Below are 24,058 nucleotides of genomic sequence, written 5' to 3' on the forward strand. Positions count from 1 at the left end.
GCATAGGTATGTTCACTCTGGTTTATCAACATTCTGACTTTCTGGTTATCAATAAACATCACGGAGTGAGTGTTCATAAAGATGATAACGATCAGCCCTTACTTGCCGAAGTGGCTAAACAGACCGGCGATGAAAAACTATATCTGATCCATCGGTTAGATAAGATGACGTCAGGTTTACTGCTATTAGGTCGCAACCGTAAAGCAGCAGCAGAGCTGTCAGCTAACTTTGCTAACCGAGATGTCGAAAAGTTTTATGTGGCAATCGGAACTAAAAAGCCTAAGAAGAAACAAGGTGTTGTCATCGGTGATATGACTCGCTCTCGCAGAAGCAGTTGGAAGCTTGAATCGAGCAAGGAAAATCCAGCGATAACCCAGTTCTTTTCTACTGCCGCAGGAAACGGTCGCCGTTTGTTCTTATGCAAACCCCATACGGGTAAAACCCATCAGATCCGAGTGGCATTAAGAAGTGTCGGATCTGGCATCACCGGTGATGAGATATATGGTTGTGAAGCTGCGGATCGCGGCTATTTACATGCTTTTGCCTTATCGTTTCCTTATCAAGGTGAAAAACAGCAATTCCTTTGTCCGCCTGAAGCTGGCGTGCTATGGCAAACTGAGGAAGTGAAACAAGCGCTCACTGAATGGCAGAGCCCATGGGAGCTGACTTGGCCTAATCTGTCGGTTAAGAAGTGAACTGAATTAGCGTCTTTGACTGTTAGAAATGAGGACTGAGATAAGAAGTGAAGCCGTAAGCGATAAAAAGTCCTTTTTTTATCGCTAATCTGAGGGGAATTGAGCAAGCGCAATTATATTGTTGATATAGATCACATATAATGCCGGCCTAGGATTTACCTGGTTTGAGGAATAAAATGCGCCTTACCCGCTCAGTATCGCATCGCATGCGTCTTAAAAAGAAAAAAACCCAATCTCATTTTTGGTGCCTAGCGTCAATCCGCCGCAATAGTCAAAAAATTAAAAACCGTATCAAACGTCAAAGACAAGTGCGTATTACCGCTGAATATGTCGTCCTCGCGAATAATCGCCTCCCAGAAGAGCAGTTGAAGTTGGTTGCCTAATTGTTAACCATAAAAGTATGACATTCAGTGGTGTTCGGAACTTAAGCTTATTATACCCAAGCCACCTCAAAATGCAGAGTTCAGCGAGAATTCATTGGCTTTTAGTCAAGGAAGCCATTTGAGTGAATAGTGGTTCTATTTAGAGAATGGCTAACACAGAATAAAAGCCAATGAAACTCGCCCTTTGGGAGCTCCTCTGGAAAATCACTTCTTCACAAAATGTGTTTGAAAGGGCTCGCCATTCCTACACTCATTTCATTCGAATTGAGTTCCCAGAGGAAGCTCTGAATCTCGCATCTTGAGGTGGTTTGGGTATAGAATAGCGCCCTTATTTCAATAAACCCAGTAGAGTTATGGAAACCAGCGCGCTACCTACCTTAGAACAACATCTGATTGCGGAATTGACTACACCACCTGTAGAAGTTCGTCGCCTATTTCATGGTCGTGGCCGTTGCTGGTCTGGCTTAGAGCAAGTCACCGTTGACTGGTTGCAAGGACAAATCCTGATTTCCTTGTTTAAGGAGCCTTCCGAAGCCTTTTTGAATGCATTGCACTCTCTGTTAATGTCACTGACTGAAACTAATGTGTGGCAACAAAGTGATGCAACATCATTGCTCTTACAACACCGTGATCGTCCGGGTGCACCTACTGAAGTATTATGGGGTGAAAGTTCTGATCACCAGAATGTTGTTGAAAATGGCCTGACGTTCAAGCTGGATCTTGGGCGTAACCAGAATAATGGTTTGTTTCTTGATATGCGCTATGGCCGTCAGTGGGTACAAGACAATGCTGCAGGTAAGCGCGTCCTTAACCTGTTTGCTTATACCTGTGGTTTTTCTGTCGCCGCTATTGAGGGTGGGGCAGAGCATGTTGTTAATCTGGATATGTCAAAGTCGGCACTGGGGCGTGGTCGCGATAATCACCATCTTAACCGTCATGATTTGAAGAAGGTGAGCTTCTTAGGCCATGAGTTATTTAAGTCTTGGGGCAAAGTGAGAAAGTTCGGCCCTTATGATCTGATTGTGATTGATCCGCCATCCTTCCAGAAAGGTAGTTTTGCTTTAACCAAAGACTATCAAAAAATCTTACGTCGCTTGCCTGAATTGCTGACTGAAAATGGCACTGTTTTAGCTTGTGTGAATGATCCTTCCATTTCATCACAGTTTCTTATCGACGGGATGGCAACTGAAGCGCCAGATTTGGTCTTTAAGCAGCGTTTAGAGAACCCGCCTGAATTTAACGATATTGATCCTGAAGGTGGCTTGAAAGCGTTAGTTTTCACACGGGACTAAATAGCACCCCTTCAGGATATTGACGTAATACTGAAGGGGCGATAAAGCTTGTTCTATCTAAAAGAAAATGCTTGATAAACTAAGCGGTTACTGAGCAAGCTGTTTACAGTAGTCGGTATATACTATCTGCTCAACCATCTTGCGACCGCGCATATCCATAATCACGATGTTATAGCTGACGCCTTCATTAAACAGCGGGGTAATTTCTTCGCTATTACAGTAATTGCTGGCGGCTGTTTTCGCAGCCTGTGATGGTGCAATTTTGCTGCCGCCACCATAAAGAATGGTGATCTCTACCGTTTTATCACGCGCCTGAGCCTTCATGACCTGATATTGGTCGACCTTATTATAAGGGGCTTTATTGTTGATTGAGACGGCTCGGCTTTCTGCAAGCGCACGGGCGGCATCATCTTGGGTTGAGGCGCAGCCACCTAATATTAGAAGGGCGCCAAGTGCTACAATTTTCTTCAACATACTATGGCAATACTTTCTTGAATGGTTTAACAATGACGTTCTCATAAACGCCAGCGTCGATATATGGGTCGGCATTGGCCCAGCACTGTGCATCTTCCAAAGAATTAAACTCGGCAATGACTGTTGAGCCTGTAAAGCCGGCTTCTCCCGGGTTTTCACTATCGATTGCAGGCATTGGGCCAGCAACAAGAAGGCGCCCTTCGGCTTGCAGATCCTTCAAGCGGGCAAGATGCTTTTCACGCACACTCAAACGGCGCTCTAAACTGTTTTCAACATCTTGAGAAAAAATCACATACCACATTCGCTTGTTACTCCCTTCTTATTTAGGTGATTTAATACCAATCGGGATAATAATCTGGTCATTCAGCGAGAATGAAAGGGTTCAGATACAAGGCGCTTGATTGTAGGTGTATTCATATCCATCAAAATCAAGCAACACAGTAGCTGAGCCCTTTCAACTCGCCTTTCGGGAGCGTGCCAGCCGCTCGATAGCTACTCCAAATTGCTTTGATGTAGAGCGACTATATCTTCATCAATTTGGTTTGCTCTCAAACGGCTGGCAACGCTCTGAATTGATCAGATAATTGTCCCGATTGGTATAGCTTCCCTATAGTACCCAATAAAAAAAGCCTGAACTAGACGTTCAGGCTTTTTTGCAGGCCGAGACTACATTTTACTGAGTCACTTAGGCTTTTTTAATTGGCCGAGGTCTGCCTTCGCTGTTAATGGCAACATAGTTAAAGGTTGCCTCACATACTCTGTAACGTTCGCCAATACCTTCATGGGCGACAGGCTTCACCCAGACTTCCAGCGCGACACTCATTGAGGTGTTACCAATACGCTTACATTCACCGTAGCAACATACTACATCGCCCACACTTACAGGGGCTTTAAACGCAATACTGTCGACAGAAACAGTAACGACACGACCGCCTGAAATTTCTTTTGCCAGGATTGCACCTGCAAGGTCAAGCTGGGACATGATCCAGCCACCAAAAATGTCGCCATTGGCATTGGTATCTGCTGGCATTGCCAGGGTGCGAAGCAGAAGTTGCCCGCGTGGGATGCTATTTTCTGTGTTCATTATCGTTTAAGGACTCTACTACTGTTTTGAATCGGTTTCTTTGGGCATATGGTGGTAAATATAACCGCCCGTGGCAAGGGTAAAAATCAAAGTTAAGGCTAATAAGCCAAAGACTTTAAAATTAACCCAGACATCAAGAGGGAAATTGAACGCGATATAGATGTTGACGATAGCGCAGATGACAAAAAAACCTGTCCAGGCCAGATTGATGCGCATCCATATCGCCTCGGCTAAGGTGATCTCTTTGCCGAGCATGGTTTTTATCAGAGGTTTGCGTACTAGCTGGCTAAAGGCTAAACCGATAGCAAAAATGCCATAGATAATGGTGACTTTCCACTTAATGAAGTCCTCATCATGCAGAAACAGAGTTAGCCCGCCAAACAGTGTGACCATCACAAAAGTGATCAGCTGCATTTTTTCAACTTTTTTGTATAAGAACCAGGTCAGTGCTACCTGAATTGCCGTCGCAATCATTAGTGCACCTGTAGCAACAAAAATATCGTGGGTTTTATATAAGATAAAAAAGATGATCAAAGGGATGAAATCGAGCAGTTGTTTCATTAAATGGCAACCTCTGTGTTTAATGTCTTATAAGTATACCGTGAGCTTCTATACCCAAGCCACCTCAAGATGCAGAAATCTCACATCTTGAGGTGGCTTGGGTATAACGATTGGTATAACCAAAAAAGGCTGCAGATTTAACTCTGCAGCCTTCCTATGTCCAGGGATAAGGATTAATGGATCCTTCTTATGCCTGTTGTGCTTCTGGACTCATTTCATCGGCTTCATCTTTAACAAGATTATCAACGATAACGGCACATGCGGCATCACCCGTAATGTTTAGTGCAGTACGGATCATGTCGAAGATACGGTCAAGAGCGAACAGTAACGGCAAACCTTCGATTGGAATACCCGCCGATAGTAATACCGCCACAACCAGGAATGATGGTCCCGGCACACCGGCCTGACCAACCGCACCCAGAGTTGAAGTAACGATAATCGCAATGTATGCACTCATGCCCAGATCAATATTGAACATTTGCGCAAAGAAGATAGCCACTAATCCGTAGTAGATTGCGTTGCCACTCATATTGATGGTCGCACCCAACGGCAGTACAAACGAAGCCGTTGCGTTTTTAACGCCCAGCTCTTCTTCACAGGTTTCCATGGTTACCGGCAGGGTAGCCATTGATGATGCGGTAGAAAGCGCAACAGCCTGCGGTTTCTTCATTGCAGCAAGGAATTTGAGTGGTGAAGTTTTACTAAACACCTTAATCATTAACGGGTAGAAAACGAAACCGTAGATCAGAATTGCCGCGACGTACACCACGAATAGCTTGAATACAACCATCAGGGCGCTGAAACCGAAGGTACCCACTGCATCAGCCATCAGACCGAATACACCTAATGGGGCGATCTTCATGACAACGTTGATCATCCACACCATGGCATCAACAATCGCATTTACGCCATTGATCAGCGGATCGCGACGCTCTTTCTCCAGCTTGGATACGGCGATACCGAAGAACAGACAGAACACCAGAATTTGCAGGATGTTAGCTTCATTCAGGGACTGGAAAACGTTAGTTGGGATCATGCCCAGAATGGTTGCCCAGAATGAAGGTATATCACCTTTTGTAGCATAAGCATTAGAGAAGATGCCTTCAACACCAGACAGATCAACACCGATGCCTGGCTGGAAAACTTCACCCATAACCAATGCCAGTGCAACGGCGACTGCTGAAGTGAAACCAAAGAAGCCTAAGGTTGCCAGGCCAATTTTACCTGCGGAATGGCTGTTACCAAGCCCTGCAGCTCCCGAAATGATAGCAACCGCAACAAGCGGGATAACCAGCATTTTAATCAAGTGAATGAAGATATTACCTAAAGGTGCAAAGATGCTGGCCGAAGGCCCCATCAATGCGCCGGCAATAGTACCAACAACCATCGCAATAACGACTTGTACGCCGATGTTGCCTAATAATCCTTTTTCTTTTAACACTTTCGATACCTCTGTCGTGTTTGTTAATTCTGCACCGAGTTAAGTGCTGCTGTTGTTATAAATGTTAACTCAATATATTGCAGATGTGTTTTTACACGCAATTTTAGGCATTATCAATAATTATTTCCGATGCATTGTTCCGCAAGTATTTCTTTCTGGTATGTGATGGGTGAGATTATTTCAGTTATTCCTGACATGTTAGATGTAAATGTCGATATTCTTGATTTTTACCTTCTCCTTGTCTGGTAATGGAGGGATTTCTGAACTGTTATTCCAAACAAAAAACCGCACGAATTGTGCGGTTTTTGTGGCTTCTATCAAGTATTAGCTAAGTCGGCAGGCGGCCTTCATGCTACTGATAAACTGGCCGAGCTGATCCAGCATTGCTGGGTGATTTTGCAGATTATGCTCGATAATTTTAACCACTGCTGAACCTGAGATTGCACCTGCCGCACCTGCTTCCAGCGCTTCTTTAACTTGTGCCGGTTCTGAAATACCGAAACCTAATAGCGCTGGTGGCGCGTTAAATGCCTGTAAGCTTTCCAGCAGATGATTGATCGGCATTCCGGCCTTCGTTTCAGCACCCGTTACACCCGCGCGCGAAAGCAGATAGGTATAACCACCGCCAAATTCTGACACCGTTTTTAGCGTGGCTTCATCAGCATTAGGTGGTGCGATAAAAATCGGGTGGACGCTGTGTTTTTCGGCGGCTTCACGAAACTCTGCAGACTCTTTTACCGGCACATCAGCAATGAGGACGGAATCGACTCCTGCATCAGCACATTTCTTGTAGAAGGTATCAATGCCATTGGTAAAAACCAGGTTAGCGTACATTAGCAGGCCAATCGGCAGTTCAGGATATTTAGCACGGATCTGAGCAAGCAGATCAAAGCAAACCGCAGGTGTTGTACCAGATTCCAGAGCGCGAATAGTGGCTCCTTGAATTGTTGGGCCATCAGCCAGCGGATCAGAGAATGGAATACCCAGCTCCAGGGCATCAGCACCTGATTCGATAAGCGTATCAATGATGTTCATTGATTGTTCTGGCGTCGGATCGCCGATGGTCACAAAAGGAACAAATGCGCCTTCATTTTTTTCCGCCAGGCGGTTAAATAATAATTGATAACGATCCATTACAGCGCTCCCTTAGCATCCAGAATATCGTGTACAGTGAAAATGTCTTTGTCGCCTCGGCCAGAAAGGTTAACAACCAGTAGTTGTTCTTTATCAGGCGCTTCTTTAATCATTTTTAACGCATAGGCCAGGGCGTGAGCGGATTCCAGTGCCGGAATAATACCTTCATTACGAGCCAGTGACTGGAAGGCATCAAGCGCTTCATCATCAGTCACAGCACCATATTCAGCACGGCCTGTCGCGTTCAGGTGAGCGTGCTGAGGACCGACCGACGGGAAATCAAGCCCTGCAGATACCGAGTAAGACTCTTCTACTTGACCGTGCTCATCCTGCATCAGTGGTGCTTTCATACCAAAGAAGATCCCCAGTTTACCGTGCTTAAGCGGTGCACCGTGCATATTGGTATCCAGACCTTTACCTGCAGGCTCAACACCAATCAGGCCAACCTCTGAGTCATCAATGAAATCGGCAAACATGCCGATGGCATTAGAGCCGCCGCCGACACAAGCAATGACGGCATCTGGCAGGCGGCCCTCTTTTTCCAGGATCTGCACTTTGGTTTCTTCGCCAATAATGCGCTGGAATTCACGGACAATAGTCGGGAACGGATGGGGACCCGCCGCAGTACCTAATAGATAGTGTGCTTTTTCATAGCTGCCAGACCAGTCACGCATTGCTTCATTACAGGCATCTTTTAGTGTCGCTGAACCCGAATGAACAGGGATCACTTCAGCGCCCATCAGTTTCATTCGAAATACGTTCGGGCTCTGACGTTCCATGTCTTTGGCACCCATGTAAACACGGCATTTCAGGTTAAGCAAAGCACAAGCGAGTGCCGTCGCAACACCATGTTGACCGGCCCCGGTTTCTGCGATGATTTCTTTTTTACCCATCCGCTTTGCCAGCAGTGCCTGGCCGAGCACCTGATTGGTTTTGTGTGCGCCGCCGTGCAACAGATCTTCACGTTTCAGATACAGCTTGGTTTTGGTGCCTTTTGTCAGGTTCTGACACAGGGTTAATGCGGTTGGACGGCCAGCATAATCTTTCAGTAAGTTTATGAACTCCTCCTGAAAAGCCGGGTCTTGCTGCGCTTCTATAAAAGCAGCTTCAAGTTGATCTAACGCCGGAACCAGGATCTGCGGTACATACTGGCCACCAAATTCGCCGAAATAGGCATCTAATTTGCTCATAATTACCTGTAATCCTTAATACTTTCTGATTGCCGCAAATGCCGCATTCAATTTTTTTCGATCTTTCTTACCTGGTGTACTTTCAACACCAGAGTTTAAATCTAGTCCCCAGCAGCCTAGTTTTACGGCTTCGCTAACATTGTCAGGGGTTAATCCGCCAGCCAGCAGGATATGTTCTTTTTCTGTTTCAGTTAGCAGTGACCAGTTAAATGTTTTACCGGTACCGCCACTTTGCTGACCGACTTTACTGTCTAGCAGATGCCTGTCGGCTTGCCATCGTTTTAAATCCGGGATTTCGTCGGTAACCCCATGGGCTTTCCAGATCTCGCAGCCGGCAGGTAGCTGGGCTTTCAGGCCTTGTACATATTCCGGGGTTTCATCGCCATGAAGCTGAACAGCAGACAGCGACAGGTATTCAGCCGCTTTTTTAACCGCATCCGGATCAGCATTACGGAACACACCGACGTATTTCAATGGTGCACCACTCATGATCATACGCGCCTGCTCGATATCCACCTGACGTGGCGAAGATGACACAAAAATCAGGCCGCCATATACCGCGCCGCTTTGATATGCTGCCGAGGCGTCATCGGCATGGGTCAGGCCACAGACTTTGTTTTCACCAAACAACACCCGGTGAACCGCTAACTCAAGATTTTCTTCTGCCATCAGCGAGCTGCCGATCAGGAAGCCGTTGGCATAGGCGGATAATTCACGCACCTGCTGGTTGTTATAAATACCAGACTCAGAAATAACAATCGTCTCTTCCGGCAGGCGAGGGGCCAGCTCTTTGGTGCGGTTGAGATCAATACTTAAATCGCGCAGGTTGCGGTTGTTGATACCCACGACCTTGGCCTGTAGCGCTATGGCGCGTTCCAGCTCTTGCTCGTTACTGACTTCAGTCAAAATACCTAGGTTGAGTTTATTCGCCACGGCGGCCAGTTCACGGTATTCGTCATCGCTGAGGACGGAAAGCATCAACAGGATGGCATCGGCCTGATAGTGGCGCGCCAGATACACCTGATAGGTGTCGATCATAAAGTCTTTGCACAACACCGGTTGTTTTACCTGACGCCGAACCAGTGGCAGGAAATCAAAATTGCCCTGGAAGTATTTCTCGTCAGTCAATACCGAGATTGCATTGGCATGACCGTTGTAGATCTGCGCAATGTAATCAAGGTCGAAGTCGTCACGGATCAGGCCTTTTGATGGCGACGCTTTTTTACACTCAAGAATGAACGCGGCCGTATCAGTCGACAGTGCATCATAAAAGCTGCGATCACTTGGTTTCAATTGATCGATAAAGCTGTCTAATGGTTGCTGCTTTTGGCGTTCACTAACCCAAATACGTTTATCAGCAACAATTTTCGCAAGTACTGTTTCCATGATTAACCTCGTGCTGCCAGTTTTTCAACCAGTTCATATGCTTTGCCAGATTGGATGGCATCAATCGCTCTTTGGGCGTTGGCTTTTAAATCCTCCTGGCCGAACAGGCGCAGCAACAGTGCGACATTCACTGCGACGGCACCTTGCTGGGCGTCAGTGCCTTTACCGGTCAGGATATTGGTGATGATGGCGCGGTTTTCTTCCGGCTCGCCACCTTTAATGGCTTCCAAAGGATACGTTTCAAGGCCAAAATCAGCGGGTGTTAAGGTGTATTCTTTGATTTCGCCATTAATGATCTCGGCAACATGCGTCTCACCGTGGATAGCGACTTCGTCCAAACCCGAACCGTGAACCACTGCCGCACGTTTCATGCCCATTGCTGCCATGGTTTCGGCGATAGGACGAACTAATGCCTCGTCATATACACCCATTAGTTCAATTTTAGGACGTGCCGGGTTGATCAACGGGCCAAGCACGTTAAAGATAGTGCGGGTTTTCAGTGTCTGACGAACCGGCATCGCATGGCGGACGCCGCCGTGATATTCAGGCGCAAACAGGAAGCATACGCCCAGCTCATCTAACGCGCCGCGGGCATTCTCTGGGCTCATCGCCAGGTTGATACCGAATTTATCCAGCAGATCCGAGGAGCCGGATTTGCTCGATACTCCACGGTTACCGTGTTTTGCCACTTTTACGCCGCAGGCCGCAGCAACGAAAGCCGCTGTGGTAGAAATATTGATGGTGTTAGCGCCATCGCCGCCGGTACCGACAATGTCGGCAAAATCATAGTCAGGGCTTGGGAATGGATTGGCGTTTGCCAGCAATGCACGTGCTGCGCCAGCTATCTCTGCCGGTGTTTCCCCTTTAATTTTCAGCGCCGTCAATACTGCCGAAAGTAATATAGGGTCAACGTCACCTTTAATAATGGCATCAAACAGCGTCTGACTTTGATCCTGAGTCAGTGCTTGTTGTTCGTATAATTTATTTGCAATGGTATAAATTACTGCATCCATGATCTCTCTCCCTGTATCTTATTCGTTGCTGGTGTTCGCGTTTGTCAGTGACGTCGACGTCACCCAGTTCAGTGTATTTGTGAGTAGTTGTGCACCTTGAGTCGTGAGAATCGATTCAGGGTGGAACTGGAAACCACAAACGCGATCGGCATCATTGGTAACCGCCATAACCAGGCCATTCACATCAGCAATATTTTCCAAGCTTTCCGGTACGCGTGTAGCGACTAATGAATGGTAGCGGGCAATGGAGAGCGGATTGGGTAAATCGTCAAATACCGGGTGATGGTTATGGGTCATCATCGCCGCTTTGCCGTGAACGATATCACCGGCTCCTTCGACTTTACCGCCGTAAGCTTCAACAATGGCCTGATGACCGAGGCAGATACCAATGATTGGCACTTTACCTTTAACGCGCTGGATAAGCGCTGGCATGCAACCGGCATCGGCAGGTGCGCCCGGGCCTGGTGACAGTACCAGTACCGGATTGTCTTTTTCACCCAGCGCCCGCTCCATCTGGATAACACTCAGGCTGTTACGGTAAATGGTGACCGGATAACCCAGCGAGCGGAATTGATCGACCAGGTTATAAGTAAAGGAGTCAAAGTTATCCAGCAGGACGATATGTGCTTGTGTCATTTCCGGCTCCTTATTTATTCGGGTTATGTTGGGTTTGGCTGTACTGAGTCTGAAGCGGTGCACTGTGCGCCTTGCGAATTGCGGTGATCACCGCTTGCGCCTTGCTACGGGTTTCATCGGCTTCGGCTTGTGGTATTGAGTCGTACACGACACCGGCACCCGCCTGAACACTGGCGATACCCTCTTCAACATAAGCAGATCGGATAACGATACAGGTATCCATATCACCGTGACCGGTCAAATACCCCACCGCGCCGCCATAACTGCCGCGTCGACGTCGCTCGACATTGCGGATCAGTTGCATTGCGCGGATCTTAGGTGCGCCGGTCAGTGTTCCCATGTTCATGCATGCCTGGTATGCGTGCAGGGCATCTAAATCGTCGCGCAGCTGGCCAACTACACGCGATACCAGGTGCATCACATGACTGTAGCGGTCAACTTTCAATAAATCAGCGACGTAACGACTACCCGGTGTACTGATACGTGCCACATCATTTCGGGCCAGATCGACCAGCATCATGTGTTCGGCGTTTTCTTTCATATCGCTGCGCAGTTCAAGCTCGATACGGCCATCTAAGTCGAGATTGATTGAGCCGTCTGGATTTTTGCCTCGATGGCGGGTACCTGCGATAGGATAGATTTCGACCTGGTTGCTCTGGGTGCAGTATTTAAGTGCACTTTCTGGTGATGCGCCAAACAGGGTAAATTCTGCATCTTGCAGGAAGAACATGTATGGACTCGGGTTACCGATCTTCAGCTCTTTATAAGCGTTCAGAGGTGAAGGGCAAGGCAGGCGGAACTGACGTGAAGGCACGACCTGGAATACATCACCAGCAATGACATATTGCTTTAACTGTTCGACCGTCTGGCAAAATTCTCTGTCACTGATGCTGAGCTCCGGTTCGCAACTTTCCAGTAGCTCAGGTGCCGGAAGCGGTTTAGGCTCCAGACAGGCTTCTTTGATGTGCTGCAGACGACGGCTTAATTCGAAGTAGCTGGCAGCATAATCATCACCACCAAACAAGGTCGCCTGCAATTTACCTTTACGACGCTGGTGGTCGATAACCAGCAGTGTTTCAGCAATATAGAACAGGTAATCAGGGCAGTTATTATCCTGCTCAACGTCTGGCAACGGTTCAAAACCTGAGACTAAATCGTAAGCAAATAAACCACCCAGGAACAGTGCTTCTTGCGGATGCCCTGAGGTATCGAATGCATGCTGAATCATACGTAATGCATCAAATGATGATGTTTGGCGCAGACGGCTATCTTCGTCGACGGCACGTTCAGCCGTTGGGAAATTCAGGACTAAACAGCGGCTTTCACGCGCTGTGCTAATGTTGTCAGAAATAGTGGTTTCAATGGTTTGCAGTACGCTCAGACCATTGTCGGTTAATGCTTCTAACCGTACTTCAGTACCACGGCACACAATGCGCACCGCCGCATCAATCAGCATCAGGCTTTTTAAATCTTGTTTAGAATCGACTTCTGCCGATTCCAATAACAGGTTATGTGAGCGGCTGCCACAAACGGAGTAATAAAGTTCCGTCGGGTCCGCTACATAAGGTACATCAAGGCTGAGCACTTCTAGCTCGCCGACACCTAGTGGGGTCGTATTCACAGCGTTCTCCCTGCCGCTTCTACAAACGGTTTTAGTTCTTGCATTAACTGTTCGAACATTGGACCTGTCAGTGCCTGGTGGCCATCAGATAAAGCTTCACATGGGTTAAGATGAGATTCGACAATAATACCATCAGCACCTACAGCCGCCGCCGCGCGCGATAGTGGAATAACCAGCTCACGCACACCTGTTCCATGGCTGGGATCAACCACAACCGGAAGGTGAGTACGTTGCTTCAGATAAGCGACGGCGTTCAGATCCAGCGTATTGCGTGTTGCTGTTTCATAGGTGCGAATACCACGTTCACACAGAATAATATTCGGGTTACCTGCGTCGTAAATGTATTCTGCGGCCAATAGCAACTCTTCGATAGTGGCTGAAAGTCCGCGTTTGAGCAAGACCGGTTTTTTACTTTCGCCCACAGCTTTTAACAAAGCATAGTTTTGCATATTACGGGCGCCAATCTGTAAGCAGTCGACATATTCACACATTGAATCAACCTGGCTGACTTCCATGACCTCAGATACCGTAGGCATGCCTAACTGATGATTGGCTTTTTGCAGTAATTTCAAACCTTCGATGCCAAGCCCCTGGAAATCATAGGGGCTGGTACGTGGCTTATAAGCGCCACCACGTAGTGCAACCGCCCCGTGTTTCTTTACGACTTCAGCGACAGCCATCAACTGCTCTTCTGATTCGACTGAGCACGGACCCGCAATCACCGCAAACTTATTGCCCCCGACAGCGGCATTGCCGAAGCGTACCACCGTGTCGTGTGCTTGTACTTCGCGGCTGACCATTTTGTATTTAGTCAAAATAGGTTTAACGGTTTCAACACAAGGGTAAGCATCAAGATGAAGTTTTTGCAGTACCCGTTCATCGCCTAAAGCGCCCAGAACAATGCGTTCTACACCTGGCATATAAAGGGGTTTCAGGCCGGATGTTTCAATTCGGTTCAGAATTTCTTTTGCTTGTTCTTCTGTTGCATTTGGTTTTAGTACGATAATCATCATGTAATCCTGTTGAGTGCGATGCCGACGCTGTTTGACCTGCTTTGGTCCAATTTAGGTTCTGGGCACCGAGCTGGTAAACTTTTGTTTAACTTGAATTTTTTATATAAAAAAACCCGCACCAGGCGGGTTTGTGTCTATTCTGTCCGTAAGGTACAGCTAATCACACCACCCGCATTGGGAAGTGCCACCACCAAGTGATCAAGAAAGCGCAGAGCTGATGATGAATTTGCTGTAACATGTAAAAGTCCTGTGAGTGAATTCTTACAACGGGTAATTGCGTACTAGTAGACTAGTTCGCTGATGTAAAGTCAAGAGATAAAGTCAGAAATAAAATTATGTTGTTTGATTTACATAGCCATACCACGGCATCTGATGGGTGCATCTCACCCCAAGAGTTGGTGAAAAGAGCGGTTGAACGTCGGGTTGATGCGCTTGCGATTACCGATCACGATACGGTAGCGGGGCTACTACCGGCACAACAGGCAATTGATGAAGATAAATTGCCTCTAACTCTCATCAAAGGTATTGAAATATCGACGCTTTGGCGTAATTTTGATATTCATATCGTGGGTTTAAACATTGATCCGGATCATCCAGAAATGGTGAAGTTGATCCAAGAGCAAGCAGAACGTCGTTTGGTGAGAGCTCTAGAGATTGCCGCCCGTCTGGAAAAAAACAATATGCCGGGTGCCTATGAAGGCGCGATGGCACTTGCTGCTGGCGCAACAATTACGCGTGCACACTTTGCTCGCTGGATAGTTGAGCAAGGTTATGCCAAAAACATGCAGGCAGTATTCAAGAAATTCTTAACCCGCGGTCATCCTGGTTATGTCCCGCCGAGCTGGTGTTCTATTGCTGAAGCGGTGGCCGTCATTCATGCGGCCGGCGGACAAGCCGTACTGGCACATCCGGGTCGTTATAAAATGACAGCAAAATGGCTAAAGCGTGTGTTAGCAGCATTTGTTGAGGCCAAAGGCGACGCCATGGAAGTGGCACAGCCGCAACAAGGACAACAAGAACGTCGCACCTTAGGGGATTATGCGATCACTTATAATTTACTGGCTTCGCAAGGCTCTGATTTTCATTATCCGTCGCCGTGGACGGAACTCGGCCGTAACTTATGGTTACCGAAAGGCGTAACGGAAGTTTGGCAAGAGTGGAGTGTTGAAAAGAAGCGAGTCGATGAGCCGGTTCCGATACAGTTGGAATCGTCACCGGAGGAAGAATGAGTCAATTTTTTTATGTTCACCCTGAAACCCCGCAAACCCGTCTGATTAATCAAGCGGTGGCTATCGTGCGCAATGGCGGAGTGGTTATTTATCCAACCGATTCAGGTTATGCCCTTGGTTGCCAGCTTGAAAACAAACAAGCGCTAGAGCGCATTTGTCAGATCCGCCGGCTCAATGATAAGCATAATTTTACCTTGTTATGCCGCGACCTTTCTGAGATAGCCACATATGCCCGTGTTGATAATGTCGCGTTTCGTTTATTGCGTAGTAATACGCCGGGCGCTTACACCTTTATTTTTAAAGGCACCAAGGAAGTACCGCGTCGTTTGATGAATCCGAAACGTAAAACCATCGGTATTCGTATTCCGGATAATGCGATTGCACTGGCTTTGTTAGAAGCGCTGGGTGAGCCACTGATGTCGACCAGTCTAATTTTGCCAAATAGTGATATTGCTGAATCTGATCCGGAAGATATCCGCGATAAATTAGAACATGCGGTAGATTTGATTATGAACGGTGGTTATTTAGGTGAGCAACCAACCACGGTGATTGATTTTAGCGATGACGAAATGAAAGTGTTGCGAGTCGGAGCCGGGGATCCAAGCCCATTTGAGTAAATGTTGGGCGTGAGCTGTTGAGCAGTAAAGCTAATCCGGCTTTACTGTGCTTTTTATGTTTACCGATAGCATCTATGCGAAGTTTTTGGCATAATGCGCGGTCGCTTTAAGATGGCTTAAAGTGTTTTTTCGATGATGTTTCGACGCCTGTGAAGGTGACAAAGGTTTGTCTGATGAGTGAAAAATTACAGAAGGTGCTGGCTCGTTCTGGCCAGGGGTCTCGTCGCGAGATCGAATTAATGATCCAGAATGGTCGAGTGAGTATTGACGGTAAGGTGGCAAAATTAGGTGATCGTCTCGATGACCTTAATGTTACCGTTCGTATCGATGGTCACAAGATTGAAATGGTCGCAACTTCTGATGAAGTATGTCGTGTACTGGTATATAACAAGCCGGAAGGTGAGCTATGTACTCGCAGTGATCCTGAAGGTCGTCGTACTGTTTTCGATCGCTTACCGCGTTTAGAGAGTGGTCGTTGGGTTTCTGTAGGCCGACTTGATGCTAACACGTCAGGTTTGCTGTTATTTACCACAGATGGTGAATTGGCTAATCGCCTGATGCATCCAAGCCACCGAGTTGAACGTGAATATATGGTACGCGTTTTCGGTGACGTGACTGAGCAGATGGTTAAAAACCTGGTTAAGGGCGTGAAGCTGGAAGACGGCATGGCACGTTTTGAAGACGTAGTGTATGCCGGTGGTGAAGGTATGAACCATACCTTCTACGTGATGATCACGGAGGGACGTAACCGAGAAGTACGTCGCTTGTGGGATTCACAAGGGGTAACGGTTAGCCGTCTGAAACGTGTACGTTATGGTGATATCTATTTATCGAAAGATATGCCGCGTGGTGGTTGGATGGAGCTTGAGCTTAAAGACGTCAACTACCTGCGCGAAGCCGTTGAGCTTGCACCTGAAGAAACAACCTTGTTGACGGTTGAAGGCCTGAAACGTAAGAAAGGTGTTCGTCAGATCCGTCGTGCGGTACGCCGTCATGAAGAACGTGCTAGCGAAGCTCCTCGTGGTCGTCGCGGTCGTAACAATGAAGAACGTCGTTCTTCAAGCCGTAATGCCGCTGAAGATCAGAAGGCTCAGAGTAAACGTAAGCCGTCAAATGGCAAACCGAGTGGTAAGCCTATGACGAACGGTAAACCTATGGCTAGCGGTAAACCTAACAGTGGCAAACCGTCTACCGGTTCGGCCCCTCAAGGCAAACGTAAGCCTTCAGATAGCCAGTCGGCATCTGGTACACCTGGTAAGCGTAAACCTTCAGGTAATGCTGCTAACCGCCGCAACCCGTTAGCCAATAAGCCGGCTAAACCACGCACTCGTAAATAAGATCCGTCTTATCGAGTGAGAATAATAAAGCCGACGCAATTGCGTCGGCTTTTTGTTGGGGTAAAAACTGCATCTGGTTTCTTCGGGATGAGATTTTAGTAATCTAGTTTCTAGTTTCTAGTTTCTAGTTTCTAGTTTCTCGAAACTCGTATCTCATTCCTAATCTTTAGGCTGCGCATCAATGCACTGGCCATTCACGTCCTTGCTTTCCGGCCCCATCAGATACAGGTATAGCGGCATAATATCTTTAGGCGTTTTTAACTGGCTGGCATCCTCTGCAGGGAAGGCTTTGGCCCGCATACCCGTGCGAGTGCCCCCTGGATTGATTGCATTGACACGAACGTTACTGTTGCTGAGTTCGTCAGCCAGTACCTGCATCATCCCTTCAGTCGCAAACTTCGAAATAGAATACGCTCCCCAGAATGCACGGCCTTCATGACCCACGGTTGATGAGGTGAACACAATACGGCCATCTTCCGCTTTCTTGACTAAAGGCATAACCGCTTGGCTCAGTAGGAACTGTGCTTTGACATTCACCTGCATGACATCGTCAAAGGTATCTTCGCCCAGCTGATCAAACGGGCTTAATACCCCGAGTAACCCGGCATTGTGCAATACACCGTCCAAACGGCCGAATTGTTCTTCAATGGTTTCAACCATATCGATATAGTGTTGTTTGGTCGCGCCTTGCAGGTCGAGTGGAATGATGGCAGGCTGAATATATCCCAGCGCCTCTATTTCATCGTAAACGGCTTCCAGTTTCGCGACAGTGCGACCAAGCAAAATAACGGTTGCGCCGTGAGCGGCATAGCTAATGGCTGCCTCTCGACCAATGCCCTCACCAGCCCCGGTGACCAAAATGACACGATCTTTGAGCGAATCTGCAGCAATTTGATATTCCACGTATAACTTCCTTATCAGTTTTTAGTTTTTCCTATTGTATTGCCATAGCGGTATCGGTGACAACTTGGTTACAATGGGAAATACCAATCGTATTAGATAAGTGCCGTGGGCAATAATAAAATGCGATAGGGATTAACTTCCAAAAATGAGGACTCAACATTGGAATTTTTGTTTGATTATGGGCTGTTCCTGGCCAAGATTGCGACGGTTGTCATTGCGATTGCCGGTATTCTCGTTTTAGCGAAAGGGCTGAGCGGACGTCATGGTGCACCAAAAGGTGAGCTTGAAGTCACTGATTTGACCGAGCAGTACAAGCATACTGTTCACCAGCTGGAGTCTCATTTGTTTGATAAACCGCTTTTAAAAGCGCGTGAAAAAGCAGAGAAAAAAGCGGATAAAGAAAAAGATAAAGCGCGTCAGAACGAAATCAAAAAAGCGGCGAAAGAGGGCGATCTAGATCATGCACGCGAGTCGCGTTTGTTTGTCCTTGATTTTCACGGCAGTCTTGATGCCCGTGAAGTGACCTCGTTACGTGAAGAAATCAGTGCCATTCTTGCTGTCGCGGTCGAAGGCGACGAAGTATTGCTGCGCCTTGAAACCGGCGGTGGCATGGTTCATGGTTACGGCCTGGCGTCCTCTCAGTTAGATCGCCTGAAAGCGGCGGGTGTTAAGCTAACCGTTGCGGTTGATAAAGTGGCTGCAAGTGGTGGTTACATGATGGCTTGTGTGGCCGACAAAATCATCTCTGCACCCTTTGCGGTTGTAGGTTCTATCGGGGTGATCGCCCAGTTACCAAACTTCAATAAAGTATTGAAAAAGAATGATATTGAGTTTGAACAAGTGACGGCGGGTGAGTTTAAACGCACGTTGACCATGTTCGGTGAGAATACCGATAAAGCCCGGGAGAAGTTTCAGTCTGAGATTGAAGAAACCCACGGTCTGTTTAAAGATTTCATTGCGGTACACCGCCCGGAACTTGATCTGGAAAAAGTAGCAACCGGTGAGCATTGGTTTGGTCAGCAAGCAAAAAAATTAGGCCTGGTGGATGAAATTGGTACCAGTGACGATTTTATTGTTCGTGCATGCAAAGAACGTGAAGTGTTAGGTATTCACTTTGCCAAGCATAAAAAATTATCTGAAAAGCTGGCTGGCGTTACGGGTGATGCGGCTGACAACCTGCTATTAAAGTGGATTAGTCGTGGCCAGCGTCCGTTCATGTAATGCGTCAGGTGTAAGGTTGTATTATGGATCAGAAATGGGCGTTATTTTCCCTTAAAGGTCGGCTACGTCGGCGTGATTACTGGCTGTATAGCCTGCCAGTATTATTCATTACTATTCCGGTGTTTTGGTATACCCATCCTGATAACCTGAGTGACAATTCGGTACTGAACATTTTATCGATGCTGATTATGGGGTTCGTGTTTTGGGCTTCCATTGCCTTAAATGTAAAGCGACTGCATGACCGAAATAAAAGTGCTTTGTGGGTATTATTGACATTTGTGCCTTTGATCGGGCCGGTTTTTGTCATTGTAGAGTTAGGTATTCTTAGCGGTACCAAAGGATCTAATCAGTATGGTCAGGATCCTAAAGGGCCGACTGAGCCGCCGTCTGAACGCAATGACAATGACAAAGATGAAACTATGACTATTGAAATGTAGGATTAAATAGCATCTGCTTATTAAAAGTAACCCGCTGATTTTGCGGGTTATTTTTTTGATTGTAGCTTGGTTTCTTCTAGACGGAAACCGGTATTATTTTTCTAGAGTGAACTCAGGTGATAATTGATGCGCCAGGTATTTAAACATATTAAATACCGCAGTGGTGTTTCCTGTTGGAAGGCCATTATCGTCGAGGAAATATTCACCTTTAAAGACCAGTACATCTGCTTTTTCTTCAACAGCTGTCGCTCTCATGCCTTCAATATAAGCATCGTGTTCTTGAATAAGTTGATTCGCAATCAGTAGGAGATCGGCTGAAGAAATAGATTTTTTTCCGCTCATGGTGACTTCTCTGGAATGAAAAACACGGAGCAGTGTATTGATCTTGCCGGTAGAAAACAAATCCTTAATAAGATTATGTGTACGATAAAAACGACCTAAGAATGGTTAAACAAAAGCCAGAAAAAGGTTGATTCTGTGAGCGAAGGCAAATAATCGTCAGTTTGAATAGTCAAACACTATGTGAGGTGGTAATGATTAGCGCCCTCAATGTATTCACCTATTCTATATTAGATGAATTAGGGCGAGTTTTTGCTGAAAAAAGATGGAATCGTATTTTTAACTTATGATTAACAACTGGGGAAGGGACAACCAAACAGTTCAATTTCGTTAAAAACCAGTTGACCTTCTTGTAGAGTAGCTCAATATTGTAATAGCGTTGCCGTGCCAAAATGATGTTTTTTAGCGTGCAACATTATGTTTTATTTGGAAATTTTTGCGAGCACGAGGACGTAATAGAGTCATTATGGGTAAATCTCTCGTTATCGTGGAGTCCCCTGCCAAGGCTAAAACTATTAACAAGTACTTGGGGAAGGACTTCATTGTAAAGTCAAGCGTTGGTCACGTACGTGATTTGCCAACGGGTGCGCGTAGTACCGGAAAGAAAGCAGTTGCGACTTCAACCAAAGGGTTAAGCGTAGAGGAAAAAGCACGTCTCAAAAAACAAAAAGACCGTAAGTCGCTGATCGGTAAAATGGGTGTTGACCCATATAACGATTGGGATGCGCATTACGAAGTGCTTCCGGGCAAAGAAAAAGTCGTAAACGAATTGCAAAAGCTAGCTGCCGACGCTGACTATGTTTACCTAGCTACCGATTTGGACCGCGAAGGAGAAGCTATTGCGTGGCACCTTCGTGAGATCATCGGTGGTGATGATGCACGTTATAAGCGAGTGGTTTTTAATGAAATCACTAAAAATGCAATTCAGCAGGCGTTTGAACAGCCGGGTGAATTGAATATCGATGGTGTTAATGCTCAGCAGGCTCGACGTTTTCTTGATCGCGTAGTGGGTTTCATGGTGTCGCCGCTTCTTTGGAAGAAGGTTGCACGAGGCCTTTCTGCCGGTCGTGTGCAGTCAGTGGCGGTAAAACTGATTGTTGAACGTGAACGCGAAATCAAAGCGTTTACGCCGGAAGAGTACTGGGACATTCATGCCAATACCTTAACGGTCGGTGAAGATGCACTGCGCCTGATGGTTGCTCAACAGGCGGGTAAAGCTTTCCGTCCTGTTAATGAAGCACAAACCATGGCGGCTAAGTCTGTACTTGATAGTGCGACTTACAAGGTGGTTGATCGTGAAGATCGCCCGACCAGCAGTAAGCCTTCAGCGCCGTATATCACGTCGACACTTCAGCAAGCGGCAAGTACCCGTCTTGGTTACGGTGTAAAACGTACTATGGGTCTGGCTCAGCGTCTATATGAAGCGGGTTATATTACCTACATGCGTACCGATTCGACTAACTTGTCGAATGATGCTGTTGTAGCTGCACGTGAATTTATCGGTAGCGAGTACGGTGATAATTATCTCCCGAAAGAAGCGATAAAGTACGGTAGCAAGAAAAATGCACAGGAAGCGCACGAAGCGATTCGCCCTTCAAGTGTTGAAGTACAAGCTGAAAATCTAGAAGGCATGGATGCAGATGCTGTTAAGTTGTACGACTTAATTTGGCGTCAATTTGTATCTTGTCAGATGATGCCAGCGAAATACGATTCAAGCACAATTACAGTTCAAGCTGATGAGTTTACGCTTAAAGCGAAAGGACGTATTTTGCGCTTTGCAGGTTGGACTCTAGTACAGCGCCCATCTGGTAAGAATGAAGATACGACATTGCCTACCGTTCACGTTGGCGATGTTCTGAAGCTAGAAGGCGTTGAGCCTAAACAACACTTCACTAAGCCGCCAGCGCGCTTTACAGAAGCTGCATTGGTTAAAGAATTAGAGAAGCGTGGCATTGGTCGTCCTTCTACATACGCATCAATCATTTCTACGATTCAAGATCGTGGTTATGTACGCGTAGATCAGCGCCGTTTCTATGCTGAAAAAATGGGTGAAATCGTTTCAGATCGTTTGGATGGAAGTTTCCCAGATCTGATGGACTTTGATTTCACTGCTCGCATGGAAGGTAACCTTGATAAAATCGCTGAAGGCGAGAAGAACTGGAAAGCCGTTCTTGATAACTTCTTTAGCGACTTCACTACCGAGCTTGAAAGAGCTGAGTTAGATGAAGATGAAGGTGGCATGAAGCCAAACAATATCGTTGTGACTGATATTGAATGTCCGACATGTTCACGTCCAATGGGTATCCGTACAGCATCGACTGGCGTATTCCTAGGGTGTTCTGGTTATGCACTTCCGCCTAAAGAACGTTGTAAAACGACGATTAACTTAGGTGATGAAGACGGCATTGTTAACGTTCTTGAAGAAGACGTTGAAACTGCTGCATTGCGTGCTAAAAAGCGTTGTCCGAAATGTGACACCGCAATGGATGCATACCTGATTGACCAAGATCGTAAATTGCATGTTTGTGGTAATAACCCAAGCTGTGATGGTTACATTGTTGAGAAAGGTGAATTCAAGCTGAAAGGCTATGAAGGACCACTGATTGAATGTGACAAGTGCGGTTCAGACATGGAACTGAAAACGGGTCGTTTTGGTAAGTACATGGGTTGTACGGGTGAAGATTGTAAAAATACTCGTAAGATTCTGAAGAGCGGTGAAATTGCACCGCCGAAAGAAGATCCGGTTCACTTGCCAGAGATCCCTTGCACACAAGATCAGGATGCTTATTTCGTTTTACGTGATGGTGCGTCAGGTCTGTTTATGGCAGCGAGTACGTTCCCTAAATCACGCGAGACGCGTGCGCCGTTCGTCGAAGAGCTGGTTCGTTTTAAAGATCGTTTATCAGAGAAGTTTAAATACCTCGCTGATGCGCCAACCGAAGATCCGGATGGTCGTAAGACGGTTGTTCGCTTTAGCCGTAAGAGCAAAGAGAACTATATCCGTTCGGAAATCGACGCGAAGCCTTCTGGCTGGACGGGCTTGTTTATCGATGGTAAGTGGGAAATTACCGATAAACGTAAAAAGCCGAAGAAAGAGAAAGAAGAGAAAGAAGAGAAATAATAAAAAACCGCCGAAAGGCGGTTTTTGTTTTTAAGATCCGAGATTTTCGTATCTAGTATCTAGTATCTAGAATCTCGTCTCTCGATTCTGTTATGTCTCTCAATTCTGTTACGCTGGCACGCCGCTATGAAAGCGGAAGGTGTCATCTGCCGCTGCAATGAGCTCAGCTTCCTTCGTGCCAATCGCTTGTACCCGGTCTGAGATGTCACCACCGGCAATCTGCTCGGCTAATGTCAGGTAGTCCTGATAATGGCGGGCTTCTGAACGCAGCAATGAGATGTAGAATTTCTTTAATTCGTCATCCAGATAGGGCGCTAATTTGGCAAAGCGCTCACAGGAACGGGCTTCGATATAAGCACCAATAATGAGCTTGTCTATCAGGGCTGCAGGTTCATGGGTACGTACCGTTTTCATCAAGCTCTTGGCATAGCGACCCGCACTCAAATTAGAGTAGGGGATCTGGCGTTTTTCCATAATCTCCAATACCTGCTCAAAGTGATGCAATTCTTCTTTGATCAAGCGAACCATTTTTTCAATCAGCTCTTGCCCGTATGCAGTATCCGCTTTGGGAACTAATTCGCCAGATAAGCCATTTTTCTTACCGTGAAAAGCCGTAGTGCACCGTGTTCTGCCGTAAACAAAATCTTCATAAGGCTTTGCCCATTCCAGTAGCGCCTTGCCACTTTCAGTATCAACGGCATATTTGCGGATCAGCCACATTGCGGTCTGGCTGGCTTTGAGTTCACAATTACAATGATCAACCAGCAAAGCGGTGAGATTTTCAGGCTTACGGGCTTCATCAACCCATGCCTCAGGTGTTGCACACTGGAGAAATTGGTTGATGGGTGTGAGCAGTTCATCAATCATGTGTTGGGTGTTGTTCATGGGCTATTATTGCCGAGTCTTATCTTTTAGTTATAAAAAGCAGTTA

24 protein-coding genes and 1 other annotated feature are annotated in these 24,058 nt (G+C 46.7%); of the genes, 9 read left to right on the top strand and 15 right to left on the bottom strand.

The annotated features are described in order from the left end of the window. The first annotated feature begins 8 nt into the window (after window positions 1-8). The 3 genes from L4D76_RS02730 (at window position 9) to L4D76_RS02740 (ending at window position 2,370) form a co-directional block, all read left to right on the top strand. Window positions 9-695, top strand: coding sequence for a TIGR01621 family pseudouridine synthase (locus L4D76_RS02730; protein WP_428439396.1), 687 nt, complete (start codon window positions 9-11; stop codon window positions 693-695). 176 nt (window positions 696-871) lie between these two features. Beyond that, the gene (locus tag L4D76_RS02735) at window positions 872-1,078 is read left to right on the top strand and encodes a hypothetical protein (RefSeq protein ID WP_428439397.1); all 207 of its coding nucleotides are present in this window, start codon (window positions 872-874) and stop codon (window positions 1,076-1,078) included. Between the two features lie 353 nt (window positions 1,079-1,431). After that, entirely contained in the window at window positions 1,432-2,370 is a 939-nt protein-coding gene (locus L4D76_RS02740) for a class I SAM-dependent methyltransferase (RefSeq protein WP_428439398.1), read from the top strand. A gap of 87 nt (window positions 2,371-2,457) precedes the next feature. Here L4D76_RS02740 and gspS2 read toward each other — a convergent pair whose 3' ends face one another. The 12 genes from gspS2 to L4D76_RS02800 form a co-directional block, all read right to left on the bottom strand. After that, a complete protein-coding gene (gspS2, locus tag L4D76_RS02745) occupies window positions 2,458-2,844 on the bottom strand; it encodes a type II secretion system pilot lipoprotein GspS-beta (protein WP_428439399.1) in 387 nt (128 codons plus the stop codon). A gap of 1 nt (window position 2,845) precedes the next feature. Then, window positions 2,846-3,145 (bottom strand): YciI family protein, encoded by a 300-nt coding sequence (locus tag L4D76_RS02750; protein ID WP_428439400.1) that lies wholly within the window; start codon window positions 3,143-3,145, stop codon window positions 2,846-2,848. 384 nt (window positions 3,146-3,529) lie between these two features. Further along, window positions 3,530-3,928, bottom strand: a complete 399-nt coding sequence (gene yciA / locus L4D76_RS02755) for an acyl-CoA thioester hydrolase YciA (RefSeq protein WP_428439401.1) — start codon at window positions 3,926-3,928, stop codon at window positions 3,530-3,532. Window positions 3,929-3,946: 18 nt separating this feature from the next. Continuing rightward, window positions 3,947-4,489 carry a septation protein A gene (locus tag L4D76_RS02760; RefSeq protein ID WP_428439402.1) on the bottom strand — a complete coding sequence of 181 codons (543 nt, stop codon included), beginning with the start codon at window positions 4,487-4,489 and terminating at the stop codon, window positions 3,947-3,949. Window positions 4,490-4,676: 187 nt separating this feature from the next. Next, window positions 4,677-5,930 (bottom strand): dicarboxylate/amino acid:cation symporter, encoded by a 1,254-nt coding sequence (locus L4D76_RS02765; RefSeq protein WP_428439403.1) that lies wholly within the window; start codon window positions 5,928-5,930, stop codon window positions 4,677-4,679. Between the two features lie 324 nt (window positions 5,931-6,254). Beyond that, the gene (gene trpA / locus L4D76_RS02770; protein WP_428439404.1) at window positions 6,255-7,064 is read right to left on the bottom strand and encodes a tryptophan synthase subunit alpha; all 810 of its coding nucleotides are present in this window, start codon (window positions 7,062-7,064) and stop codon (window positions 6,255-6,257) included. Next, the gene (gene trpB, locus L4D76_RS02775; RefSeq protein WP_428439405.1) at window positions 7,064-8,254 is read right to left on the bottom strand and encodes a tryptophan synthase subunit beta; all 1,191 of its coding nucleotides are present in this window, start codon (window positions 8,252-8,254) and stop codon (window positions 7,064-7,066) included. Before trpB ends, trpA begins: the two co-directional genes overlap by 1 nt. A 15-nt stretch (window positions 8,255-8,269) precedes the next feature. Next, window positions 8,270-9,640 (bottom strand): bifunctional indole-3-glycerol-phosphate synthase TrpC/phosphoribosylanthranilate isomerase TrpF, encoded by a 1,371-nt coding sequence (gene trpCF, locus L4D76_RS02780; RefSeq protein ID WP_428439406.1) that lies wholly within the window; start codon window positions 9,638-9,640, stop codon window positions 8,270-8,272. Between the two features lie 2 nt (window positions 9,641-9,642). Further along, window positions 9,643-10,653 carry an anthranilate phosphoribosyltransferase gene (trpD, locus tag L4D76_RS02785; RefSeq protein ID WP_428439407.1) on the bottom strand — a complete coding sequence of 337 codons (1,011 nt, stop codon included), beginning with the start codon at window positions 10,651-10,653 and terminating at the stop codon, window positions 9,643-9,645. Window positions 10,654-10,671: 18 nt separating this feature from the next. After that, window positions 10,672-11,289 carry an aminodeoxychorismate/anthranilate synthase component II gene (locus L4D76_RS02790; RefSeq protein ID WP_428439408.1) on the bottom strand — a complete coding sequence of 206 codons (618 nt, stop codon included), beginning with the start codon at window positions 11,287-11,289 and terminating at the stop codon, window positions 10,672-10,674. 10 nt (window positions 11,290-11,299) lie between these two features. Continuing rightward, window positions 11,300-12,910 (bottom strand): anthranilate synthase component 1, encoded by a 1,611-nt coding sequence (locus tag L4D76_RS02795; RefSeq protein WP_428439409.1) that lies wholly within the window; start codon window positions 12,908-12,910, stop codon window positions 11,300-11,302. Continuing rightward, window positions 12,907-13,920 carry a bifunctional 3-deoxy-7-phosphoheptulonate synthase/chorismate mutase gene (locus L4D76_RS02800; protein WP_428439410.1) on the bottom strand — a complete coding sequence of 338 codons (1,014 nt, stop codon included), beginning with the start codon at window positions 13,918-13,920 and terminating at the stop codon, window positions 12,907-12,909. The genes L4D76_RS02795 and L4D76_RS02800 overlap by 4 nt, the downstream gene beginning before the upstream one ends. A 106-nt stretch (window positions 13,921-14,026) precedes the next feature. Then, window positions 14,027-14,122: a sequence feature (Trp leader region), on the bottom strand. Between the two features lie 136 nt (window positions 14,123-14,258). Here L4D76_RS02800 and rnm point away from each other — a divergent pair. The 3 genes from rnm (at window position 14,259) to rluB (ending at window position 17,106) form a co-directional block, all read left to right on the top strand. Beyond that, window positions 14,259-15,152, top strand: a complete 894-nt coding sequence (gene rnm, locus L4D76_RS02805; protein WP_428439411.1) for an RNase RNM — start codon at window positions 14,259-14,261, stop codon at window positions 15,150-15,152. Next, a complete protein-coding gene (locus L4D76_RS02810; protein ID WP_428439412.1) occupies window positions 15,149-15,769 on the top strand; it encodes an L-threonylcarbamoyladenylate synthase in 621 nt (206 codons plus the stop codon). The genes rnm and L4D76_RS02810 overlap by 4 nt, the downstream gene beginning before the upstream one ends. 173 nt (window positions 15,770-15,942) lie before the next feature. Beyond that, window positions 15,943-17,106, top strand: a complete 1,164-nt coding sequence (gene rluB / locus L4D76_RS02815; RefSeq protein ID WP_428439413.1) for a 23S rRNA pseudouridine(2605) synthase RluB — start codon at window positions 15,943-15,945, stop codon at window positions 17,104-17,106. Window positions 17,107-17,265: 159 nt separating this feature from the next. Here rluB and L4D76_RS02820 read toward each other — a convergent pair whose 3' ends face one another. Next, on the bottom strand, window positions 17,266-18,009 hold the full coding sequence (locus L4D76_RS02820) for a YciK family oxidoreductase (RefSeq protein ID WP_428439414.1): 744 nt from the start codon (window positions 18,007-18,009) through the stop codon (window positions 17,266-17,268). 159 nt (window positions 18,010-18,168) lie between these two features. Between L4D76_RS02820 and sohB the strand changes: the two genes are divergently transcribed. Together sohB and L4D76_RS02830 are read left to right on the top strand one after the other, a co-directional pair. Beyond that, the gene (sohB, locus tag L4D76_RS02825) at window positions 18,169-19,230 is read left to right on the top strand and encodes a protease SohB (RefSeq protein WP_428439415.1); all 1,062 of its coding nucleotides are present in this window, start codon (window positions 18,169-18,171) and stop codon (window positions 19,228-19,230) included. 23 nt (window positions 19,231-19,253) lie between these two features. After that, window positions 19,254-19,667, top strand: a complete 414-nt coding sequence (locus L4D76_RS02830; protein ID WP_428439416.1) for a DUF805 domain-containing protein — start codon at window positions 19,254-19,256, stop codon at window positions 19,665-19,667. Between the two features lie 93 nt (window positions 19,668-19,760). On the opposite strand, the gene L4D76_RS02835 is transcribed toward L4D76_RS02830, so the two are convergent. Then, window positions 19,761-20,009 carry a YciN family protein gene (locus L4D76_RS02835; protein ID WP_428439417.1) on the bottom strand — a complete coding sequence of 83 codons (249 nt, stop codon included), beginning with the start codon at window positions 20,007-20,009 and terminating at the stop codon, window positions 19,761-19,763. Between the two features lie 463 nt (window positions 20,010-20,472). Between L4D76_RS02835 and topA the strand changes: the two genes are divergently transcribed. Continuing rightward, the gene (gene topA, locus L4D76_RS02840; RefSeq protein WP_428439418.1) at window positions 20,473-23,127 is read left to right on the top strand and encodes a type I DNA topoisomerase; all 2,655 of its coding nucleotides are present in this window, start codon (window positions 20,473-20,475) and stop codon (window positions 23,125-23,127) included. Between the two features lie 108 nt (window positions 23,128-23,235). On the opposite strand, the gene miaE is transcribed toward topA, so the two are convergent. After that, window positions 23,236-24,012, bottom strand: coding sequence for a tRNA isopentenyl-2-thiomethyl-A-37 hydroxylase MiaE (miaE, locus tag L4D76_RS02845; protein ID WP_428439419.1), 777 nt, complete (start codon window positions 24,010-24,012; stop codon window positions 23,236-23,238). Window positions 24,013-24,058: the final 46 nt, after the last annotated feature.

This window comes from Photobacterium sagamiensis, from assembly GCF_050337085.1.
In the GTDB taxonomy this organism is placed as follows: domain Bacteria; phylum Pseudomonadota; class Gammaproteobacteria; order Enterobacterales; family Vibrionaceae; genus Photobacterium; species Photobacterium sagamiensis.

Excerpts from the sequence above, each read along its gene's own strand:
- L4D76_RS02730 (WP_428439396.1), top strand. The coding sequence starts at position 9 with ATGTTCACTCTGGTTTATCAACATTCTGACTTTCTGGTTATCAATAAA.
- L4D76_RS02735 (WP_428439397.1), top strand. The coding sequence starts at position 872 with ATGCGCCTTACCCGCTCAGTATCGCATCGCATGCGTCTTAAAAAGAAA.
- L4D76_RS02740 (WP_428439398.1), top strand. The coding sequence starts at position 1,432 with ATGGAAACCAGCGCGCTACCTACCTTAGAACAACATCTGATTGCGGAA.
- gspS2 (WP_428439399.1), bottom strand. The coding sequence starts at position 2,844 with ATGTTGAAGAAAATTGTAGCACTTGGCGCCCTTCTAATATTAGGTGGC.
- L4D76_RS02750 (WP_428439400.1), bottom strand. The coding sequence starts at position 3,145 with ATGTGGTATGTGATTTTTTCTCAAGATGTTGAAAACAGTTTAGAGCGC.
- yciA (WP_428439401.1), bottom strand. The coding sequence starts at position 3,928 with ATGAACACAGAAAATAGCATCCCACGCGGGCAACTTCTGCTTCGCACC.
- L4D76_RS02760 (WP_428439402.1), bottom strand. The coding sequence starts at position 4,489 with ATGAAACAACTGCTCGATTTCATCCCTTTGATCATCTTTTTTATCTTA.
- trpA (WP_428439404.1), bottom strand. The coding sequence starts at position 7,064 with ATGGATCGTTATCAATTATTATTTAACCGCCTGGCGGAAAAAAATGAA.
- trpB (WP_428439405.1), bottom strand. The coding sequence starts at position 8,254 with ATGAGCAAATTAGATGCCTATTTCGGCGAATTTGGTGGCCAGTATGTA.
- trpCF (WP_428439406.1), bottom strand. The coding sequence starts at position 9,640 with ATGGAAACAGTACTTGCGAAAATTGTTGCTGATAAACGTATTTGGGTT.
- trpD (WP_428439407.1), bottom strand. The coding sequence starts at position 10,653 with ATGGATGCAGTAATTTATACCATTGCAAATAAATTATACGAACAACAA.
- L4D76_RS02790 (WP_428439408.1), bottom strand. The coding sequence starts at position 11,289 with ATGACACAAGCACATATCGTCCTGCTGGATAACTTTGACTCCTTTACT.
- L4D76_RS02800 (WP_428439410.1), bottom strand. The coding sequence starts at position 13,920 with ATGATTATCGTACTAAAACCAAATGCAACAGAAGAACAAGCAAAAGAA.
- rnm (WP_428439411.1), top strand. The coding sequence starts at position 14,259 with ATGTTGTTTGATTTACATAGCCATACCACGGCATCTGATGGGTGCATC.
- L4D76_RS02810 (WP_428439412.1), top strand. The coding sequence starts at position 15,149 with ATGAGTCAATTTTTTTATGTTCACCCTGAAACCCCGCAAACCCGTCTG.
- rluB (WP_428439413.1), top strand. The coding sequence starts at position 15,943 with ATGAGTGAAAAATTACAGAAGGTGCTGGCTCGTTCTGGCCAGGGGTCT.
- L4D76_RS02830 (WP_428439416.1), top strand. The coding sequence starts at position 19,254 with ATGGATCAGAAATGGGCGTTATTTTCCCTTAAAGGTCGGCTACGTCGG.
- L4D76_RS02835 (WP_428439417.1), bottom strand. The coding sequence starts at position 20,009 with ATGAGCGGAAAAAAATCTATTTCTTCAGCCGATCTCCTACTGATTGCG.
- topA (WP_428439418.1), top strand. The coding sequence starts at position 20,473 with ATGGGTAAATCTCTCGTTATCGTGGAGTCCCCTGCCAAGGCTAAAACT.
- miaE (WP_428439419.1), bottom strand. The coding sequence starts at position 24,012 with ATGAACAACACCCAACACATGATTGATGAACTGCTCACACCCATCAAC.